Origin of the sequence: Clostridium tertium (assembly GCF_902652255.1) — a bacterium.
GTDB classification, from domain to species: Bacteria; Bacillota; Clostridia; order Clostridiales; family Clostridiaceae; genus Clostridium; species Clostridium tertium_A.
Genome location: NZ_CACRTO010000041.1, coordinates 13,780 through 34,161, shown reverse-complemented (window position 1 = coordinate 34,161; position 20,382 = coordinate 13,780). Strand labels below are relative to the sequence as shown.

The 20,382-nt window shown below is 27.5% G+C and carries 23 protein-coding genes and 1 pseudogene; all 24 read right to left on the bottom strand.

Going from position 1 to position 20,382, the window contains the following annotated elements; translation table 11 throughout:
* The 24 genes and pseudogenes from GPX08_RS13010 to GPX08_RS12895 all read right to left on the bottom strand — a co-directional run bounded on the left by GPX08_RS13010 (position 1) and on the right by GPX08_RS12895 (position 20,345).
* The gene (locus GPX08_RS13010; protein ID WP_156627230.1) at positions 1-468 is read right to left on the bottom strand and encodes a hypothetical protein; all 468 of its coding nucleotides are present in this window, start codon (positions 466-468) and stop codon (positions 1-3) included.
* 23 nt (positions 469-491) lie between these two features.
* The gene (locus GPX08_RS13005) at positions 492-1,028 is read right to left on the bottom strand and encodes a hypothetical protein (protein WP_156627229.1); all 537 of its coding nucleotides are present in this window, start codon (positions 1,026-1,028) and stop codon (positions 492-494) included.
* A gap of 292 nt (positions 1,029-1,320) precedes the next feature.
* Positions 1,321-2,055, bottom strand: a complete 735-nt coding sequence (locus tag GPX08_RS13000) for a sortase (protein ID WP_156627228.1) — start codon at positions 2,053-2,055, stop codon at positions 1,321-1,323.
* A 2-nt stretch (positions 2,056-2,057) separates the two neighbouring features.
* Positions 2,058-2,777, bottom strand: coding sequence for a hypothetical protein (locus GPX08_RS12995; RefSeq protein ID WP_156627227.1), 720 nt, complete (start codon positions 2,775-2,777; stop codon positions 2,058-2,060).
* Positions 2,758-3,570, bottom strand: coding sequence for a class C sortase (locus tag GPX08_RS12990; RefSeq protein WP_156627226.1), 813 nt, complete (start codon positions 3,568-3,570; stop codon positions 2,758-2,760). The genes GPX08_RS12995 and GPX08_RS12990 overlap by 20 nt, the downstream gene beginning before the upstream one ends.
* A 53-nt stretch (positions 3,571-3,623) precedes the next feature.
* Positions 3,624-5,402, bottom strand: coding sequence for an isopeptide-forming domain-containing fimbrial protein (locus GPX08_RS12985; protein ID WP_156627264.1), 1,779 nt, complete (start codon positions 5,400-5,402; stop codon positions 3,624-3,626).
* Between the two features lie 46 nt (positions 5,403-5,448).
* Complete coding sequence (locus tag GPX08_RS12980; protein WP_156627225.1) at positions 5,449-8,262, bottom strand: hypothetical protein; 2,814 nt, start codon at positions 8,260-8,262, stop codon at positions 5,449-5,451.
* A gap of 238 nt (positions 8,263-8,500) precedes the next feature.
* A complete protein-coding gene (locus tag GPX08_RS12975) occupies positions 8,501-8,683 on the bottom strand; it encodes a hypothetical protein (RefSeq protein WP_156627224.1) in 183 nt (60 codons plus the stop codon).
* Between the two features lie 113 nt (positions 8,684-8,796).
* Positions 8,797-9,639, bottom strand: a complete 843-nt coding sequence (locus GPX08_RS12970; RefSeq protein WP_156627223.1) for a hypothetical protein — start codon at positions 9,637-9,639, stop codon at positions 8,797-8,799.
* Between the two features lie 110 nt (positions 9,640-9,749).
* The gene (locus GPX08_RS12965) at positions 9,750-10,220 is read right to left on the bottom strand and encodes a hypothetical protein (protein ID WP_156627222.1); all 471 of its coding nucleotides are present in this window, start codon (positions 10,218-10,220) and stop codon (positions 9,750-9,752) included.
* A gap of 136 nt (positions 10,221-10,356) precedes the next feature.
* Positions 10,357-11,061: a DUF2786 domain-containing protein gene (locus GPX08_RS12960; protein WP_156627221.1), complete on the bottom strand. Its 705-nt coding sequence runs from the start codon at positions 11,059-11,061 to the stop codon at positions 10,357-10,359.
* Between the two features lie 12 nt (positions 11,062-11,073).
* On the bottom strand, positions 11,074-11,421 hold the full coding sequence (locus GPX08_RS12955) for a PemK family transcriptional regulator (protein ID WP_156627220.1): 348 nt from the start codon (positions 11,419-11,421) through the stop codon (positions 11,074-11,076).
* Between the two features lie 12 nt (positions 11,422-11,433).
* Positions 11,434-12,216 (bottom strand): hypothetical protein, encoded by a 783-nt coding sequence (locus tag GPX08_RS12950; RefSeq protein WP_156627219.1) that lies wholly within the window; start codon positions 12,214-12,216, stop codon positions 11,434-11,436.
* Positions 12,217-12,240: 24 nt separating this feature from the next.
* Positions 12,241-12,750, bottom strand: coding sequence for a hypothetical protein (locus GPX08_RS12945; RefSeq protein ID WP_156627218.1), 510 nt, complete (start codon positions 12,748-12,750; stop codon positions 12,241-12,243).
* Between the two features lie 233 nt (positions 12,751-12,983).
* Positions 12,984-13,175: pseudogene (locus GPX08_RS12940) on the bottom strand (pirin family protein); the annotation flags it as partial.
* A 198-nt stretch (positions 13,176-13,373) separates the two neighbouring features.
* Positions 13,374-13,973, bottom strand: coding sequence for a nitroreductase (locus tag GPX08_RS12935; protein ID WP_156627217.1), 600 nt, complete (start codon positions 13,971-13,973; stop codon positions 13,374-13,376).
* A 96-nt stretch (positions 13,974-14,069) separates the two neighbouring features.
* Positions 14,070-14,492: a MarR family transcriptional regulator gene (locus GPX08_RS12930; RefSeq protein ID WP_156627216.1), complete on the bottom strand. Its 423-nt coding sequence runs from the start codon at positions 14,490-14,492 to the stop codon at positions 14,070-14,072.
* A gap of 421 nt (positions 14,493-14,913) precedes the next feature.
* Positions 14,914-16,539 carry a diguanylate cyclase gene (locus GPX08_RS12925; protein WP_156627215.1) on the bottom strand — a complete coding sequence of 542 codons (1,626 nt, stop codon included), beginning with the start codon at positions 16,537-16,539 and terminating at the stop codon, positions 14,914-14,916.
* 197 nt (positions 16,540-16,736) lie between these two features.
* Entirely contained in the window at positions 16,737-17,075 is a 339-nt protein-coding gene (locus GPX08_RS12920) for a hypothetical protein (RefSeq protein WP_156627214.1), read from the bottom strand.
* Positions 17,076-17,298: 223 nt separating this feature from the next.
* Positions 17,299-18,348 (bottom strand): DUF4179 domain-containing protein, encoded by a 1,050-nt coding sequence (locus tag GPX08_RS12915; RefSeq protein WP_156627213.1) that lies wholly within the window; start codon positions 18,346-18,348, stop codon positions 17,299-17,301.
* Positions 18,348-18,908, bottom strand: a complete 561-nt coding sequence (locus GPX08_RS12910; RefSeq protein ID WP_156627212.1) for a sigma-70 family RNA polymerase sigma factor — start codon at positions 18,906-18,908, stop codon at positions 18,348-18,350. Before GPX08_RS12910 ends, GPX08_RS12915 begins: the two co-directional genes overlap by 1 nt.
* 154 nt (positions 18,909-19,062) lie before the next feature.
* A complete protein-coding gene (locus GPX08_RS12905; RefSeq protein ID WP_156627211.1) occupies positions 19,063-19,662 on the bottom strand; it encodes a CPBP family intramembrane metalloprotease in 600 nt (199 codons plus the stop codon).
* A 40-nt stretch (positions 19,663-19,702) separates the two neighbouring features.
* The gene (locus GPX08_RS12900; RefSeq protein ID WP_156627210.1) at positions 19,703-20,002 is read right to left on the bottom strand and encodes a hypothetical protein; all 300 of its coding nucleotides are present in this window, start codon (positions 20,000-20,002) and stop codon (positions 19,703-19,705) included.
* 31 nt (positions 20,003-20,033) lie between these two features.
* Positions 20,034-20,345: a hypothetical protein gene (locus GPX08_RS12895; RefSeq protein ID WP_156627209.1), complete on the bottom strand. Its 312-nt coding sequence runs from the start codon at positions 20,343-20,345 to the stop codon at positions 20,034-20,036.
* Between the last annotated feature and the right edge of the window lie 37 nt (positions 20,346-20,382).

Genomic DNA, 20,382 nt, shown 5'->3' with positions numbered 1-20,382 from the left:
TTAATTCACCTCAATTGTTATAGGAAATACAGATGCCACATTCCCCTCCTCAGCATAACCAATTTCTATTTGACAATCATGAGTTCCTTTAGAAAGTTCTTCATCCAATTCAATAGAATTTAGCTCATATCCTCTCTCAATCTTATTAGACTTATAAATTACTTTACCATTTTCATCTAATAACTCAAATTTTATAGGATACTTATTATTCTCTATATTCTTCACATTAAAGCTTGTGCTAAGTTTTCCATCAAACTCACAACTCAAAGAATATTGTACATTCATCATGCCATCTTCAACCACCTGGTTTAGTTCTTCTTGTCTTTCTTCATAATCTATTTCAGTAATTTTATCTACTACTTTTTCATACTCAAACTTCTCTCTATTTAGAAATGTAATAGATCCTATTGCAATTAAAATAACAACTACTAAAGAAGATATTATTTTAAAACACTTAGATTTTTTCATACAAATCGCCACCATATTTATTATTAGTTAAAATCAAAAGTTAATGTCATATCAAAAGCTTTAGATGATGATATAGCTTCTTTAAAAGCTGTACGCTCCATTTCAAATTTTAGAACTTGACTTCCCGTAGCTGGGATTGATATTTGCCCTGAATTAAATGTTGCTGAAGCTTTTTTGTCTTTAGCTGAACTTGGAGCTACTAACTTAGTTACCCCTTCCTTACCTGCTGTAAATTTAATATCTTTAGTTCCTGCCGGTTTAACTTTCATATCAGTAGCTTGATCACAGAAATTCCATCCAGTTGTTCCTGCATCAACATCAATTTTTACTAATGAAACTCCACCTATCTTACTATTATTTTTTACTGTAAAGTTTGTAGGTAATGTATTAGTACCATCTTCATTGAATATAACTGCCATTGTTGAAGGTACTGTCATATTCACAGTTGTTGCCTTTGTTTCAATATTAACTGCTGTTCCAGCTGCAAAAGCTGAAGTTACATTTGCCATAACCACTCCTAAAGATATTACTCCTGTTAAAATTATTTTATTTAATTTCATAAAAAACCCTCCTCATAATTAAACCTTTTATAAATATCAAAAAATTTATTTTTCACAGAATAATAAAAGATGTCCCCTGGGAACATTTTTATTATTATAATTTATTAATTAACTATTGAATCATACTTCTAAATCTTTTTTCGGACCTAGAACCTACTGCAATACAAGCATAAGGTATACTTCCTAATAAAAGTATTCCAACTACATACATAACTATCATAATTCTCACCCATTCTCTTAACTAATTAAATTTATTAAAAGGTGTCCCTAGGGAACACCTTTTTATTAATCTTTATCTTATTTTTTCTTCTACAACTATTCCGTTAACAAGTAATCTATCGGGAGTACCTTCTCCACCGTAGCAAGTTATTAGATTAAAAACTTGTTTAGTTGAATATTCAATAATATTCTTTTCTAAGTTATTATTATTATACTTATTTCTATTAACTAATTCTGAAAGTAAATCTATATATTCTACAGTTCCAAGTTCATATTGTCCACTGAACACATCATCACTTTCATCAGCAATAAATATTGAAAGTATATCACATTTCATAGCTTTTCTTTCTGTATATAAGTAAATATATCTATGTTCTTCTAAAAAATCTGAAGATAAATATTTTCTGAGTTCACCAAACATTTGACTACTAGCCATATTATGTCCGAATATAAAAGTATTACCCTTTGTAAAGTTTGTACCACTAAAGCCAAATAAAGAGCCTAAGGGGGTATAGTCTTTATTTATATCTTTATATAGATACTCTTCATCACTTTCGCCTACTAATATTGGATAATCAACTTTTGTTCCAGGAATGTATATCCATGCTACTACATCTTTATTTATAGATTTTAGTTTCTGAAAATCTATAATTCTACTTAATGGATCTTCTTCATTTTCGCTAGTTGACAACTCTCGAATACTATTATTATTTACTTTGTTGGATATTCTATATTTCCAATCTGTAAAGCCTTTAAATAGAAATATTATAGAAATTACTAATAAAACACTTGCTACTATCTTTTTCAAAGTTACTCCTTCTTTCTTGCATTAAAAAATAAAGTTGCACTACCTATTAAACCTATACCTCCTAAAGCTAAATAAATTGAATTCCCATCATATGCTGTAGCTGGAACTTTAGGTTTTTCTTTCTTAACTATTTCAGTATGCTTAGGTATTACTTGTATATCATAAGACATAGATTTATCTTTTTCATTCCATGAAGGAATCGAAACTATAAAAGGAGTTATATTATCGTAATTTGCTATATTCTTAGCATATACTAAATATACTCCCACATCTAAATCTTCAATATTACATTCTCCATTAGCATTAGTTTTCATTAAATTATCTGTTTTGGCTACTTTCTTAAATAGCTCTACTGCTAATTCTAAATCATTAGCAGTTTTTATATTATTTAAATCAACTTCAACACTTTTATAATCATCTTTTACCTTATAAAGTCCATCTTCAACATCAGCTATTTTAGACATTGAAAATTCAACTCCTTCTTTACTTTGATTATTTTTTGCATCTGCTAATTTTATTGTTATACTTCCCTTATTTGATAAAGAAGCTTTATCATTTAATATTTCACCTAACACCTCACTTGGTGGAATTACTACGCTTCCATCTCCTTTATCAATTATTACTGAATCGCTAATTATAGCTCTCGGTGAAGCCATAACACTAATTGGTATGCTTAATAATATTAATGTTGATACCAAGACTTTAAGCTTTTTTCCTAGCACTCTTAATCCTCCTTCCAAGAATTATTGTTAAAAATACAAAAGGAATTGCTAAAAATACAACTTCTCTAATAGACATATTTTTACTTTCTATATTTTCATATATAGCTGGTTCATATTCAGTTCTTTCACCAGTTACAACAAGTCTATGAGTATTTAACCCATACGGAGTACAAGTTATAAGAGAAACTAAATCTTTTCCTTCTTCAATTTCTAATCCTGCAACATCTTCAGGATCTATTACTTGTATATCATTAACTTTATAAGCTAATGTTTCATTTAATACTCTTATAAAAAATAAATCACCTTCCACTAATTCATCTAGTCTTGTAAATAACTTAGCACTAGGTAATCCCCTATGAGCCGTTAATATGCTCTTTGTATTAATTCCACCTATAGGTAAACTTGTTCCGTTAAGATGTCCTACACCAACAGACAATACTTCATCACTAGTACCATGATAAATAGGTAAGTTTACATTAATACTAGGTATTTCTATACTTCCCATTATTCCATTACCTATATTTAATGTTTCATTGTAACTTTCTTCACTTAAAATACTCAGCTTATCACTACTTAAAGAAGTAAGCGAGTTAAATAAAACCTCATTATACTCATTAGCCTTTGTTAATGTATCTTCAAGAGAAGAATTAGATGAATTATTTATCATCTGCTGATAGGTAGCAACAATCCCTTTCTGAGCCTGTTGCTGAACTATCCCACTAATCAAAGGGTAAGAACATAATATTAATCCTAATAAAAAACTTAATTTTTTTAATATACTATTCTTTCCCATACAATATCTACCTATCTAATATCTAATATCTAATATCTAATATCTAATATTTATTATTTCTTTTTTCTAATTGAATAAACCATTGCTCCAGTTCCTAAACTTATCATTAATAAAGTCATTGGTGAACCAGTTATAGGTAACTTAGTTCCAACCTTATTTACTACTGTTAAGTTCATTGAACCTTCATTTAAATCCGTAGTTAAATTTAAATCTTCAGTATTAAATATTCCTGAATAGAATGATTTTATCTTAGCAGTTGCTTCTAATGTCTTTAATGTTTTATCAGTAGCTCCATCACCTTTAATGTAATTATTTCTATCAGTTGTATAAGTTGGTACTACATTAATTTCTATTGGATCTAAAAGTGGTCTATATCCATCAGGTGCATCTGTTTCTTTAAGCCAATATTGTCCTTGATCTAATCCAATTATGTTAAATACACCATCAGCATTTGAAACCATTTCTACAGCATCTTGAGGTTTAGTTCCACCAGTATGGTCTGTTCCACCAATACTATCTCTATTTATTACTATATATCCATTAGGTGATTTTTTTACATATACTTCATTTTTACAATCTTTATCAGAGTATAATCTAAATTTAGCTCCTTCAAGTTCTAAGTTATGGTCATTAACTTTTAAACCATTTATCTTAAATGTAAAGCATACTACAGTATCCCAAGGAGTTTCCCCAGTTGAGCCATTTCCATCTCCATCAGGGTTATTAGAAAATTCAAGCTTTACATCATTTTCAAAACCTGGTCTACCAGTATCATCAGCTGCTTTATCATTTAAAGTTGCATCAAATTTTAAAACAACATTTTGTCCATATTCATTTTCACCTAAAGCATTTTTATTATTAAATTCTCTATCTACTATAGCTTTTAAATCTAATATTTCTGCTTTAAATGTTTCTCCGTTTCCTAGATTCTCAACTATATTAAATTCACCTGGGTTTAATGTATAGTTCTTATTTTTCCCTTCAATAACGATTGATACAGAATCTTTCTTAAATGTTAAAGCTTCATCCATCTTATCATGGTAAGCATAATAATAAGTATCATATCCATTCATATTAGGTACATTGGATTCAAACTTATAATGAACTGTTTGACCTATCTCATAATCCCCTATATCATTCCAACCATTATTACCTATTGCATCTTTATTATCATCTTCTAATATCTTCTTAGTTACAGAAGGATAATCTGCTTTTATTTGAATATCTGCATTAGGATTAGCCGTATTAACCATACAAAGTGAACTTGCTGAATGAGTATTGCCTACAGCAGTTACTTCATCAACAACATAATACCCATAGTCTAATCCTGCAATAACTATGCTATTATCAGCCTTAGTTTCACTAACACTAACAACATCACCTTTAATGTTTAATTTCTTGATTTCATCCCTTAATTCTTCTACAAAGTATCTAAAATCACTATATCTACCTTCTAAAGTTTGATCTGCATTAGCACCTTCAATCTTATTAGTATTTAAAGATTGAATATAATCAATTATTTCATATTCAGTTACTTGAGCTGCTGCCTTATTTAATTTCTTACCTACTACATTTTGTAATGGAGTTTTATAAGTAGGATTTATTGTATAATTAATTGATTCTAACTTGGCTGAATTTTCTGCATCAAATAGCTTGTACACATTAAACTTTTTCCCTACTAAAGTTTGTCCCATGTTTCCTGAAATAGTTATTTGAGCACTTCCTCGACCTAAATTTGCTACTCCTCCTGGAGTTCCTACTTCAGCCTTTACATCTACTATACTTTGTGTGTTTTCTTCAGCAAAAACATTTATTGAACTCATTTGACCCATTATTATTCCTGCTAATAATAATGAACTAAATACTTTTCTTGTTTTCTTACTTATCATTACCCGATTCCCCTTTACCATCTTTTATTTTCTTTTTATTTGAAAAAACTGAATAAGACATTAATCCTACTCCAACCAATAATATAGGTATCATTAACCAAGAACCCGTTTTAGGTAACTTCATACCTATTGTGTTTACAACCTTCATATTTACTTCTCTATCAGCTTTAGTTCCAGCTAAATATATATCCTTGCTTGAATCTGTATCATTTGATGTGTATTTAACACCATCTATATAGTAATTAAATACATTATTAACTGGTATTGATTCTGCATATATTTCATAAACATGAACTTTTCCAAAAATATCTACTGGTATTCTATAGCCTTCAGGAGCTTTTGTTTCTTTCATATAATATTTTGTTCCTGGTCTCAAATTTTTAAATTTAAGATTACCATTTCTATCACTTACTTGAGTTTCTATAGCATTATTACACGCACTATCTGAATATAAAGTAAATTCAGCACCTTCTAAAACTGCTCCTTTATCATTAATTTTTGTTAATCTTATACTAAATGGTTTAACATCATCATTTACTGTTAAAAGTCCATCACCTTCAAAAGTTGAATAATTCATACCCATGTTTGTAGTATTTGAAATAACTTTTATAGTATTATCTGACTTAACCTCGAATACAAATTCATTTCTATTTACTTCATAACCTTCAGGAGCTTCAATTTCAACTATTTTATGAGTACCTTGAGTTAAACCTCTAATGATTACTTCCCCATTTGAACCAGTTTTTAATTCTTCTATACTGCCATCAGGCTTAGTATGTCTGAACTTAGCATTAGGTATTAAAGTTGAAGTTCCACTTTGAACTTTCTTTATAACAAAGTTTAAAGAATCTTCTTTAATTATTGGTTCATTGTAAGTACTTACCCCTTCAGATTGACCTGGAACTATTTTTCTTATAAATATTTCCGGATTAATTTTATATCCAACAGGAGCTTTTATTTCTTGTATTGTTAGATTTCCTTGAGGCAATGTTGGGTTCCCCCTTGAATCTAACCAAAAATCATCTCCTGATACTTTAAACTCATTGCTCAACTTTGTATAACCGTAATTATTGGTTTTCATAACCCAAATCTTTGTAGGGGATACTCCTAGATCTGCTGGATTAACTCCATCAGCATATTCTCCTGCATAGAACTTGAAAGTAAAATGAGCATCAGCTAAAGTTCCACTTCCTTGAGGAGTATTGGCTCCAGTATCCTTATCTACTTTTCTAAGGAGTAGAGAAACTGGGTCTGTTTTAGGTTTATCTTTAAAGGTCTTAGTAGCCTTGCTACCCGCACTAACAGTTATAGGATAAGTAGTCTTATCTAAGTAATATCCTTTAGGTGCTTTGGTTTCTTTTATATAATAAGTTCCCGCATCTAAATCAACTACTTGTGAGTAGTTATTACTACCAATTACAAGAGTAGCAACCTGTCCAGTAGCATTAGAATTTGTATATACTCCATATTCAGCACCAACTAATGAATAACTATTATTCCCATTAGTTATTGAAGGATCTGCTGATTCTTTAGAAATTTGTAATCTACCTTTTTGTTCAAATTCCCAATATGCTAAGTCTTGAGTAGCTCCACCATTAGTAGTTACTACATATACCTTAAATCCACTTGGTGGTGTTGCTAGTCCACTAACATAATTGTAAAAATCATTTCCTAAACTATATGATGCATGACCATTAGCTTTTGAAGCTGCTTGAGTAGTTGCAATCATAAGTAAGTTTTGATTACTTGCCCAAGAACTTGATATACTACCAGTTCCAGGACCATTGTACCCATAGTAAAGAATTTTTCTTAACATATCATTATTTGCTAATCTTTTATTAGTAGCAATAGTTCCACTAGATGGATCTTTCATTTCAAACATTACACAAAAAGCTTGTTTCCCATTGATTGATAATAATGGAGCTGTATGTGCATATCCATTATAGTAATCTGTTATTGCCCCTCTATTTCCAACTACTAATGTTTCTCTTGTATTTAAAAAAGAAAATCTATTACTAATTAAATCGCTTTTAAAAAGTCTGCTTTCAACTAAACTTTGTCTAACAATAAATTCATCATTACTATTAATTTCAGTTAAAAATCCTTTTATTTCATCATTGGTTAATGAGTTCAATAATATAAGGACACCTTCGTTCATTAAATCAGCACTAGATTTATTAGAAAGATATTCTTCAGTTAAAAAGAAGTTTTCATCAACCTGATCCAATAAATTTTTCTCAGTTGCTAACTTCTTTCTAGCTTCTATTAGTTTTTCTTCCATCTTAATGCCATCATTATACTTATTTATAATAATTTCTTCTGTAAGTTCATTTTCAATATCACTAGAAATTTCCGATTTATTATTATCTTCTTTTTCTTCTTTGACTTCATCCTTAGTTTCTTCTTTAATGTCATTATTAACTTCTTCTTTAATTTCTTTTTCAAAGTTTACATCAATAAAAGTACCATCAGATTTTGTACTAACATCATATATTCTACTGTTAGCACTTTCTCCAACTTGAGAATCAACCCCATTTACAGAAGCTATTAAATAGCCATCATCAGGAGTTACTGTTAATTTCAAATCACTATTTACAGTTGCATTAGCTTTTAATACATCCTTATCTTCTAAAGAATATTTTGAATAGCCATCATCAACAATAACAGTACCTTTACCATTAACTTTGATTTCTAACTTAGCAACTTCTTCTAAAGCCTGAGCTTGTACTTTTATATCACTACCCATTCCTATAAAGATACAACTAGTTAGAACTAAACTTAAAATTCTTTTAAGTTTTCTCAACAAACTTCCCTCCTTAACTCTTTATTGTAGTTAAAAATTTGCAATTATTTTTTATCCCCTCCTTATCATCCTTTTAAATTATGCAATTAAAAAACTCCAACTATCTTTAATAGTTGAAGTTCTTTATGTTACATAATTTTCATACTAAAAAAACACCTATATACTAGGTGTTTTAAATTAAAACTAAATATAATCATTATTAATTTAAAAAGTGTTCCCGAGGAACACTTTTCTTTATTTAAGCATTTACTAAACTTAATATTTTATTTATGGCTTTTTCTTTGCTAATATCCTCACACTTCATAATATTAACTATCTCAAAATTTAAATAATCATCTGAAATATATTCGTTATTATAAGCTTTTTTTATTTTATTTATATCTTTTTCAGATAAAATTACATTTATACTCTCATTTTTCATTAATAAAATTACCCCCTTGTGTAAAGACAACAACGAAGTAAAGTTTCTGTTAATAAGGGTGTAGCTTCATTGTTACGCCTTTATTATACTTATTATTCCTTACTATAAAAATATTATTTAGTTGCTCCACAACTACAACTATATCCAGTTGTTACAGTTTCATCCCAAGCTGCTTTATCAACAATCCATTTACTTTCATATACAGCATCGTGAGTTATTTTATCAGTTCCTACTTGAATCTGTTTCCAATCAGAAGAATATCCAGCACATTTCGTATTCCCTACTAATAAAGCTTCATACATATGCTTATCTGGATCAGATGTTATATCCGCTCCACACCCATTACAAATATACACTTCTTGTTCTTCATATATTGGAACTTCTTCTGTCCATGCTTCACTAACTAAAATATTTTCATAATGTCCTTGTTCCTCATGATGAACTTTACTAGTAATTGGATTCCAGCTATGAGTATGTTTATTTGAATCACTTGTATTATTATCATTAGGCTTATTTGGAACTGTACCATTATTAGTGTTATTATTTGTACTATTATTTTCAGTTGAATCATTTTTACTGCTTGTACTATTTGAACCCGAATTTGATGTTCCTGAAGCAACTTCTTCAATTGAACTGCTATTATTCTCTTTAACTAATTTCTTTTCTGCTTCTGCAATTTTATTTTCTAAATCCTTTTTTTCTTCATCTGATAGATTAGATGTATCTACCTTTTTTAATTCTTCTAATTCCTCTTTGGCATCCTTCTTTTCTTTATTAACATCTTTCTTATCATCTTTTTTATTTTCTTTCTCTATAGCAATATTTTTATTTTCTACATTCTTATTATTTAATAGCATTGTTCCAGCTAATGTTAATACTAAAACTCCTGCTACTGTTCCAGCAATCATTTGTACTTTCTTATTCTTTAACATTTCCTTCATTTTTTCAAAATTCATAAGTTAATTCCTCCTTACAAACTTGTATCCCCCGGGGACACCTTTTATTATTCCAATTTCAAATTTCTGTTTATTTATTATTTTATTTATTATTTTAACATATATTGTATTTATATGTCTAATTTTAACTGTTGTTTTCCATATCCTTTTATATTGTTTATTCTCCAATTTTCAATATCATTAATAGTTATATTAAAATACCACTTTGGATTGAAGAAAGGAACTTTTTCAAATCTTCCTGGATATATTTCTTCTTCCTTGTAATAAGCAATTTTTATAAATCCAGTTTCTATCATTTTTCTTCTTTGATAACTATTTACTTTAAACTTATTTTCAAACCTACTTGGATGTATTCCGTAAGCTTTATGCTTAAACTTATTATAAATATCTAAATATGTTATACCATTTTGTATCAATTTATCTTTTATCATTAAACTACTTTTAGAATTATTAATATCACTAATCCCTAACTCTAATCCCCAAGCTATAATTTCATCTTTTGAAATATTTTCTTCCTTACTTAGTTCTATATATATTTGTTCATTTATGTATTCTAAAAAACGTTCTTCTCCACTCTTCATATTTTCACTCCTTTGTGTCACCCGGGAACACTTTTTTTATTAAGGGGGATTGCTCCCCCTTATTGGAAAACTTACAGTAACCCACTTTAACTTTTGCAGTTGTTTTTGTAATCCCTTTTCGTTAGTCCTGTAAATTTTAAGCTAGTTTAAGTTCTTCTTCTCCTTCATTTTCAATTTTGTCTAAAATATCAAACTTTTCACCATCTTCTTTTCCTTGATTATAAGCTTCAAGATGTCTATTAAATTCTTTATTTACTGATATTTTCCCAAATTCCCTTGAAAACTTAGTATAACTATCTATTACTACTTGATCCTTTTGAAGAACTAATCCCCATTCTTCATTTTCTTTTATTTGACTTCTAAATCTTTCTTTTAGTCCAAATACAAAACCAAGTGCATAATCACTTTTTATCCCATCAAAATGTTTCCTTCTCTTATCTTGCTTCATTCTTTTAACAAGCTTGTTTCCTTCTAAGTCAATCCACTTTACTGCATATTCAAACATTATATTAGCAATTATTACATCTTCTTCTTTTCCATAGAAACATACTCTATGTACTTTATAATTCCCTGTATTGTAATATAAAAAACATCCAAAATTATCTGCTATAACTCTTGCTAGATTACTTTTCCAACTCTTACCTCGAAATTTTTGCTCTGTTTTAAAATCTTCTATTTTAACATTTTCTTTTAAATAACTTTCTACTTCTTGTAATGATAACTTGTACTTAATTAAAAGTTTTTGTGCCTTTAACATAGCATTTTGAGCTTCATTCTGATTTGAACTTTTACTTAATGCTAATAACTTTTGAATTTTAACTATAATATCTATTTGTTCCATTATTAACACCCCTTATAATCCAACACTTACTTTCAATGCTTCATCTAAATTTTTCATTTCCAAATAGTCTAATCTTCCTATCCATCCCTTTAATTTTCTCTTATCTAAAGTTCTTATTTGTTCCAATAATATTATTGAATTTTTATCTAAATAAAAATTATTTTTTGTTTCAACATGAACTGGCAACTTAGCCTTATTTATTTGTGATGTTACAGAAGCTACTATAACTGTAGGACTATATTTATTTCCTATATCATTTTGAATAATAACTACAGGTCTTTCTCCTTGTTGCTCACTTCCTGCATTTTTATCATATCCTAAATCAGCTTTAAATATATCTCCTCTCTTTATATATTCCATAATTTCACCTCTTTATTTATCCCATCCTAATAATCTACGTTCTAAATTTATATATTTTTGTTCTTCTGCTTTAATCATAAAAGCACTAGGCTTTTTTCTTTCATTCCTTAGTATCTCTTTAAACTTCGATTGATTATGTACTTTGTTATGTATTACTTTCTTTATGTAATTTACTAATCCTTTTCTATGTATTGGTTCTTTATCTGTCTTTGTATATAAACTTTCTATTATTTGCATAAATGGAGTTGAACCTTTTTCAATCCCCACTTCATCCATCATTGTATATGCTGTTTCTATTACAACATCTTGTGAAATAACTTCTTTTTCAAAGTCATTAACTTCACTCTTTTTTTCTACTACTTCATCTTTTGACATATTATGTAACTTTTCTCTGACTTCTCTTTTAAAGTCTTCAAGCTCTTTCTTTAATCTTTCTACTTCTTCATTTAAAGCACTATTTTCTTCTCTTAATTTTTCATTTTCTTTCCTTATTTCATCATCAGATTTACAGTCATAAGTACCATAAAATTTTAATCGCCCTTTATTCATTGTTTTTAGCAATCCTAAGCTAACTAACTTATTTGCTATTTTCTTAAAATTTGATAAAGTTAAGAAAAACTTATTCTTATATTTTGTATATAGCTTGTCTAATGAAAATCTAAGAAAACCAATTTCTTTATCTTGCCAATACTTAATACTTGCAAAAATAGACATAGCCACATTTCTTTGATACTGTTCTGGAAAATATTTATTAAACTTCTCCCTTTGCTCTATTGTCAAAGTGATCATAGCCATTTTTAACGCTCCTTTCTATAAACTTTAAACACTAATCTCTTCTATACCTTTTCTAACTTCCTTTTGAAGTTCCCTTAATCTTTCTGCTTCACTCTTAACATATTTTATTAAATCTAACTTTCCATTTTTCTCTTCAAACTTATTGAATTTTCTAATTTCCTCATTAACACTTACACCTGGCATATCTATTGGAAAAGCAATTCCTTGTTCTTTAGCTTTCTTTTTATCTAATACTAAATCTCCCATACTGTTATTTTTATAAGCAGAAATACAAGCTTTTATAGTTGCTCTATTACTTAGAAATTTACTACTTTCCCTATTAATTGCTTTTTTTATTTCTCTACACTCTATTTGCTTTAACTTCCTATTTTTCTCACAAATAATCTTTTTCTTTTTAAATAACTGTATTCTTTTTTGCACTGCTTCTTTTGTTCTATTCAATTCTGCTCCTATTTCTTTACTTGTATAGCCTAAGTTAAACAGTTCTATTAATTTGACATCTTCATCATTTGCCCAATTACTTTTTTTAACCATCAAATCACCTCTAAAAAAGAATATAGTTCGCCCATACCATAAGTGTGGAAAATTTCTTTTTATTCATAAATTATTTTCTTTTTATTAACTTAATATTAATAAACTTTTTTTCTCCTGTTTTATGGTAAAAAAACAGGATATTAATACTTAAGTAATTAATATATCTCTATATTAACAACTTAATATTAATATCCTCTTTTTTCAAACTTTATTTTAATCAATTATAGGAGTTCTATTTCCATATCTTTATGTGGATGAAGAGGAAATCCTGTCCCAGCTGCTATTAAGTCATCATTAATAACTCTTAATGCTCCAAAATTCATATTATCTATATTAAAATATTCTGCAAAAGAAAAGTGAAATATACTTCTAAGCCATCCTAGCTCACTCTTGCCCATATTTTTATGATCAATTCTTCTAATCATATTCTTACCTCCTTATTTATACTTCTCAATAATCACATTTTAGAATGAAAAAATTTAGAAAGTGCTGTCGCACAATGAAAAAATTAAGAATGAATAATGAAAAAACTCCCTAAGGAGTTTTTAAAAGAAAATAATATTAGTAATTCTATAAAAATTACATCCTTAATTCTTTCATTTTTTCATTCTTTCACTCTTTAATTATTTTATTACTTTAACTCTATCTTCTATTGGGGAAAATTCCTTTTCTCCAGCTCCTGATACAATCTTACCGAAAGGCATTTGAGCCATCATTCTCCAGTTATTTGGTATATTAAATTCCTTTTTAACTTCTGCATCTATTAATTCAGTATAATGTTGAAGGCTTGCTCCAAGTCCTTCAGTTGCAAATGCAGTCCAAACTGAGAATTGCATCATACCAGATGTTTGAAGAGCCCATACTGGGAAATTATCCTTATATAATTCAAATTGTTTTTGTAATGATTCCACAACTGCAAAATCTTCAAAGAATAAAACTGTTCCATATCCACCCTTAAAAGAATTTATTTTTGCTTCAGTTGATGCAAAATCACTTGCTGGAACTATCTTTCTTAAAGCTTCCATAGTTATATTCCATATCTTATCATGAGACTCTCCTAATAAGATAACAGTTCTTGTAGTTTGAGAATTGAAAGCTGATGGTACATGCTTTACCATATACTCTACTATTTCCTTAATTCTTTCATCTGATATTGGTGACTCCTTACTTATTGCATAAATGCTTCTTCTTTCCTTTATTGCTTCATAAAAATTTTTATTCATTTATAACCTCTCCTATCTTTTTATATAAAATTTCTTTATTAATTCTCATAAATCTTTTTTAAATATTATTTCAAAACTTTTCTCTGCTAAATTAGATTATTTTAAAACTTTTCTTAGTTGAATTAAATTCTCTAAAAGCTGAGTTTTACTTTCTTCATCTATATCTTTAAATAAATTATCTAAAAAGTCCTTATGTTTAGGAAATATATGTGAAATATAATCTTTTCCTTTTTCCGTTAAGGAAACATAATAAACTCTTTTATCTTTATTACATTTTCTACGAATTACAAAACCCTTTTTTTCTAGCTTATTTATTACATAAGTAATTGTTCCACTAGTTACAAGAATTTTTTCAGCTACCTTTTGCACTGGTTGATCGCCTTTGTGATATAACATTTCTAAAACGCCAAACTCACTAATATTTAATCCAAATTCCTGTAGACTTTTCTCTATTTCAAAGAATAAATCATTATGAGTTCTCGCCATTGCAACTACTAGCTTTAAATTTACATTGTCCATATATTCACCTACATTATCTTGATTTCAAGATAATTATACCTCTAGTATATCTTGAAGTCAAGATAATAATGAAAATTATTATCAATTGCTATTTTTGAAATTATAAAATGACTATAAATCATATAATTTATAATCCTAACATTTACATTATCTTTTCTAAATTTGATTTTTATCTATAGAATATCTTTAAATATTTTCTTAATTTAATTAAAATAAAAAATCACTTAGTATAATTTCTAAGTGATCTTTATTTCAACCGAATTCTTATTATAATTCTTTTTATAATGCAAATTTACTTTAGTATCTTTTTCTCAACTAACTGTAATATTGTATTAGATATAGTTCCAACAACAGGTATTAAAAATATAACATTATATTTTAAGTCATTATCATCTTAAACCACCACTAAAACTAATATAAATTACAAAGAAGAAGTATATCTATTTTTACCTGATCTCTTTGATTTATATAAATTTTCATCAGCCAACTTTAAAACTTCCATAGGATCTTCGCCATTTGTTGGATAGAAAGCACCACCTATACTGCAACCCACTTTCATTTCTTTTTCTTGAATTAGATATGTATTGCTAATTTCTTTAATTAAATTATTAGCGAATTCATTACTCTCTCCTAAATAATCGTCTGAATCAGCCTTCTTTATAATTAGGAACTCATCTCCACCTAATCTTATTGCAACATCATCTTCTCCCATATTAGTATTAATTCTATTTGATACTTCTTTTAAAATAATATCCCCTGCATCATGTCCATATGTATCATTAATTAATTTAAATCCATCTAAATCTAAGTAATAAAATGTGAATATTTCTTTATTTGATTCTGCTCTTAACTGGATATCTTCTATATATCTCTTAAGATATTCCCTATTAGGTAGTCCTGTTAAATTATCATGATGTGCAATCCCCTGCATTTCACCAAGAGCATTCTCAGTACTAATTAAACTACTTATAAGACTTCTTAAGGATTTAGATAGCATTTCTATATCTTTAATTCCTTTGTATCTAGGTATTTCTATATCTTCGCCAAATCTAAGTCTGTCTGCTGCTAAAATAATCTTTTTAATTGGTCTTGCTATTATATCTGCACTAACCCATCCTATAAAAGCAAAAACTACTGCTAAAATACAAACTATTACTATAACAAAGTCTTTAAGATTTTCTACTGGTTCATAAGCTATATCTATAGGTTGTCTTACTACAACAGTCCAACCTAATCCTTTATAATCCTTATATCCATTTTCTACTGCATATCCTGTTAAGTATTCCTTCCCATCATTCCACTTTTCAACACTCCAGCTATTTTTTACATCACTGTCCTCTTCTATACTACTTAATTCAAGCTTTCCTCCTAGCATATTTCCCGGCCCTAATAATACAGTATTGTCACTGCTTACTATAAAAACATCTAAATTATTTCTATTTCTTAATGACTCCATCATAAAATCTTCTATTTCTTTTGCCCATTTCCAGCTTAAATGAGTAGCTAATATTCCTTTTAAATTATTATTAGAATCCTTTATTGGAATACTAATATCAACAAACTTCATAGCTTCTCCCGTCGGATTAGGAAGTAGCTTTGAAAGTAAAACAGCTTCATGTACGTCCCCAATAAAAGGTTCATTTAATGCTTCTTTATAAACTGGTCTCTCTGAAATATTTTTACCTTCTAAAATTCCATTTGTAGATATAGCCACATTTCCTTCTGTATCTAATACACCTATCCAAGCATATTCAGGTACATCTTCTTGTAATTTTTCAATTAAATTTTTAATCTGTTCTTTGTTCTCAATATTTTTAAAGGAATCCATATTACTTAAAAGATCGACTTCCCTATATTTAGCCCACATATACCTATCTAGTTTATCAGCCATTTGAAAGGCTGTCTCTGAAAGTGTATTCCCAATTTGATTTTTATACTCTTTCATTGATTTATAGCTTATTATATAACTTATGGTTGTAATAAGAACTATAATTATTAAAGCAAAGTTTAAAGCAAAGAAAGATCTTAAACTTATAGATTTTTTCATCTCTAATCTCCCTAATTTTAAAATAAATTATCCAAACATTAATATTTATATTACCATAACTATTAATATTTGGATATTATCTTAACTTTAATTTTCTTATATTAATCTTTATCTTCAAAATCAGTAATTAATAATCTTCCATTAACTATAACTAGAATTCCTAATAATAAACTATCATAGCCTCTTTATAATTGACATTAAAGTATTCTAAAACAGCTTATATCAAATGATATATTATCATTTGGTTTAACATCAATGGCTAAATACTCTTTAATTTCTTTTTCAAGAATCAAAACATCTGCCCCAACTCCACCACCTGGCAAGCTGCCTTTCATAAATTTATATTCATTTATCCAAATTCCTTTAGAAACTATATCTCTATGTTTTTCATTATCTATAATCAAATTCAATTTAGGCTCTTTATTTGAAAATCTATCATTTCTTCTTTCCCAAGCTGAAATAACAAAAAGTATAAAATAAATTAAAACACAAATTCCTATTATCCTTACTGGCTTACTTAAAGATATTTTTTTCATTACTTCCTCCTTTATTTCTATTATTCAAAGAAGTACATTAACTTAAATATATCTTTCTTATATCTAATGAAATCACATTTGTGAATAACCACTATAAATGTTATATATTAATAATAATTGTAATTATTTTCTATTGTTAAAGGACTATAAATCATATAATTTATAGTCCTCCAATTAGCATTCTATTTTAAAACTTAATTTATATCTACAGTATATCCCTCCATTAACTTTCTTTTCTTAAATTAATCTTTATATCTTCTCCATTTATATCCCTTATAATGATTTTCACTTTATCTAAATTATCAAAGGTAGTTAAGTCATACATAAAGGCTATTCTTACTCCCCCATCTATATTTTCCATATTTCCATTAGTGAATTTATAAATATTACTTTCATTCTCATCAGTAAGTATCATTTTATTAACTATATTTTCATCTACTTTTAACGCTTCTATATTTATGTCCATTTTTACTATTGTATTAGTGGCTGAAGATACCATAGAATCAAATTTAATATTTTCATTTTCCTCTTCTAAAACATAGTCTATACTTTCAACATTCGTAACTCCATCATATAAATCTAACTCATAACTCCAGTTACCATTAATTTTTTCTATTGAATCAGCATTATTTTTATATAAACCAATATCAACAATTTCTAGGGATATACTCTTTATATCTTCAATTATACTTTTTGTATCTGTAATTATTAAATCACATTTTATCTCTCCACTTTCTGCATTAGCTAAATCTGCATTCCACTCAAACCCTGTAAAATATGGTGAATACATTCCTTCTTCATCTTTACCTAAAATAACTCTATCATTATTATCTTTAATATTTAAACCAAACCTTAAACCACTAACATCTTTTAATTTATCAGCATCATCAAAGTTCAAAGTAAATGATATTCCTATTTTATTTTTATCAGGAATTATTTCATTAACTTTTATTGATATTCCATTATCTTTTACTTCATTATCTAACATCTCTTGAACATAGCCATTACTTTTAGCTTTTTGTATTCCTCTATCTTTTAAAAACTCTTCAATACTAGCTAATACCTTAGGTCCTATAGAAAATGATAAAATTAAACATGCTCCAATAAAAGAAGCTACTATCTTTTTATTAATTTTACTTTTGCTTTTCTTATTTCTATTAATCTCTTCTCCATTTCTAATTTCACCAAAAGCATCATTTACTTTTTCTAAAATCCCTTCTGGAATACTTTCCTTTTCACTTAACTTATCTTTAATATTCTTATCTATATCCACTACTTACTTCCCCCTACCTCAAAATCTCTATTTTCCTCATTATAACTTTTTAAATAAATCTCCTTAAGCTTTTGCCTTGCCCTACTTAATCTAGACTTTATTGTGCCTTCCTTTTCCTTTAATATCTCACTTATTTCCCTTGTATTAAATCCACTTACATAATAAAGTACAACAACTGTTTTATAACTTTCATCTATAGAATTTAAAGTCTCATTAAATACTATATTTTCTTCTATACTACCCTTATCATCCAATAAATCTTCATTCTCAATACTCTCATAATAATCTTCAACATATATTACTTTTTTATTTTTAGAGATAATATCATTGCATTTATTTATAAGTATTTTTATTAGCCAAGTTTTAAAATATGAAGTATTCTTAAGTACACATATGCTTTTATATGCTGATAATATTGTTTCTTGTATTGCGTCTCCTATATCTTCTTCAGAACTAAGCCTAGTTTTCGCTACCTTATACATCATCTGAAGATGCTCATTTATTATAGATATAAAAGCTTCTTTATCCCCATTTTGAGCTTTTTTTATAAGAAGTTCCATTAGTTTGCCTCCTGAAAGTTTTCTACGCATGCGCTTCTCTTTACATATATTAGACTTAATATATCATAGAATAGTTGCATTGAATTTCTTTAAATAAAAAAATAGTAGCTCTTCTTATAATTAGAAGAATACTACTATTGTTCTTAAAACTTACTTATATAAATTTATTACTACTGTTTTTAAATATATTTTCTGCTTGCCTTCTATGTAAAATTATTGTAGCTACTAATAATACTATAGAAATAGTAAATATAATTGCTGTTATTAAAACTCCTTTATTAACATAAAAGTCCCTTAGAAAATTTCCATTTATTAATCCTATTGCATTACATACTGAGTGAAAAATAATTGGCGCAATAATTGTTTTATATTTCTCATATATTAGGCAACAGTTATATCCAGCAAAAAAAGCAAAAATAATAGTTATAGGCTGAATATGAATAACTCCAAATATTATAGATGCAATTACCATTGCTTTTTTAAGACTTATTTTCTTCTTTAGCAATCCATATAGTCCTTGTCTAAAAATTATTTCTTCGATTATTGGTGCAAAAATAATTGCCCAAATAAAATACATATATGACTCGTATTCTAGTTTTATAATTTCATCACTAGGAAATATAGTTGATATTCCTGTTGAAATTATAATTTGAATCAGTATTACTATAACTTGAAATAAAACAGCATATATTGCTATATTTTTAACCTCTTTTATCTCAATATACTTCTTAAGTTTTACCATTATATCCTCCATTAGTTGTAGTACGAAATTAATTATATCTACTTAGTTTCTTTCAATTATTCTTAGACTTATATTTATCTTCTCCTTCAATATCCGTACAAAATAGCCTTCCATTAACCATAATAAAAATTCCTAATAATAAACTACTATACACTTCCTTATAATTAATAGTGGAACTATCTATAAACCATTCAATTAAAATAACTGAGATAAAAATAATCACAAAAGAAATAAGCTTCTTTTTCACCGTATTTCCTATAATTCTTAAGGGATTCTTCCAAACTTTAAATAATAATATCTGAGCTATAGTCATACTTATCATTACTGGAATTATTCTATATACAAAATCCATAAACATTCCCCTTTATACATTTATAATAAATCTACTCTACTTTCTTTATATTAATCTGCTTATCTTCTCTTTCGGTACTAATAATCCTACTGTAAATAGCCCATAAAAACCCATATATAATGCAGCTATATACTTCTTCAAACTTAATATCATATTTTTTAAAATTTATAATTATTGCCATATATAATAACAATACCACAATTGCTGATATAATCTTTTTCCATTTAGTATTTGATATATATATAAAAGTATTTTTTAAAATCTTGAATGATATTAGATATCCTATAGAGCCACCTATCATATAAAATAATAAAATAATTAAAAATAAATTCTTTTCATACATAACTTCTCCCTCTTTACCCTTTTATGATAAAACTTAA

Bases quoted from the DNA above. Each gene is read 5' to 3' on its own strand.
- GPX08_RS13010 (WP_156627230.1), bottom strand. From the start codon at position 468: ATGAAAAAATCTAAGTGTTTTAAAATAATATCTTCTTTAGTAGTTGTT.
- GPX08_RS13005 (WP_156627229.1), bottom strand. From the start codon at position 1,028: ATGAAATTAAATAAAATAATTTTAACAGGAGTAATATCTTTAGGAGTG.
- GPX08_RS12990 (WP_156627226.1), bottom strand. From the start codon at position 3,570: ATGGGAAAGAATAGTATATTAAAAAAATTAAGTTTTTTATTAGGATTA.
- GPX08_RS12985 (WP_156627264.1), bottom strand. From the start codon at position 5,402: ATGGGTCAAATGAGTTCAATAAATGTTTTTGCTGAAGAAAACACACAA.
- GPX08_RS12975 (WP_156627224.1), bottom strand. From the start codon at position 8,683: ATGAAAAATGAGAGTATAAATGTAATTTTATCTGAAAAAGATATAAAT.
- GPX08_RS12970 (WP_156627223.1), bottom strand. From the start codon at position 9,639: ATGAATTTTGAAAAAATGAAGGAAATGTTAAAGAATAAGAAAGTACAA.
- GPX08_RS12965 (WP_156627222.1), bottom strand. From the start codon at position 10,220: ATGAAGAGTGGAGAAGAACGTTTTTTAGAATACATAAATGAACAAATA.
- GPX08_RS12960 (WP_156627221.1), bottom strand. From the start codon at position 11,061: ATGGAACAAATAGATATTATAGTTAAAATTCAAAAGTTATTAGCATTA.
- GPX08_RS12955 (WP_156627220.1), bottom strand. From the start codon at position 11,421: ATGGAATATATAAAGAGAGGAGATATATTTAAAGCTGATTTAGGATAT.
- GPX08_RS12950 (WP_156627219.1), bottom strand. From the start codon at position 12,216: ATGGCTATGATCACTTTGACAATAGAGCAAAGGGAGAAGTTTAATAAA.
- GPX08_RS12945 (WP_156627218.1), bottom strand. From the start codon at position 12,750: ATGGTTAAAAAAAGTAATTGGGCAAATGATGAAGATGTCAAATTAATA.
- GPX08_RS12935 (WP_156627217.1), bottom strand. From the start codon at position 13,973: ATGAATAAAAATTTTTATGAAGCAATAAAGGAAAGAAGAAGCATTTAT.
- GPX08_RS12930 (WP_156627216.1), bottom strand. From the start codon at position 14,492: ATGGACAATGTAAATTTAAAGCTAGTAGTTGCAATGGCGAGAACTCAT.
- GPX08_RS12925 (WP_156627215.1), bottom strand. From the start codon at position 16,539: ATGAAAAAATCTATAAGTTTAAGATCTTTCTTTGCTTTAAACTTTGCT.
- GPX08_RS12920 (WP_156627214.1), bottom strand. From the start codon at position 17,075: ATGAAAAAAATATCTTTAAGTAAGCCAGTAAGGATAATAGGAATTTGT.
- GPX08_RS12910 (WP_156627212.1), bottom strand. From the start codon at position 18,908: ATGGAACTTCTTATAAAAAAAGCTCAAAATGGGGATAAAGAAGCTTTT.
- GPX08_RS12905 (WP_156627211.1), bottom strand. From the start codon at position 19,662: ATGGAGGATATAATGGTAAAACTTAAGAAGTATATTGAGATAAAAGAG.
- GPX08_RS12900 (WP_156627210.1), bottom strand. From the start codon at position 20,002: ATGGATTTTGTATATAGAATAATTCCAGTAATGATAAGTATGACTATA.
- GPX08_RS12895 (WP_156627209.1), bottom strand. From the start codon at position 20,345: ATGTATGAAAAGAATTTATTTTTAATTATTTTATTATTTTATATGATA.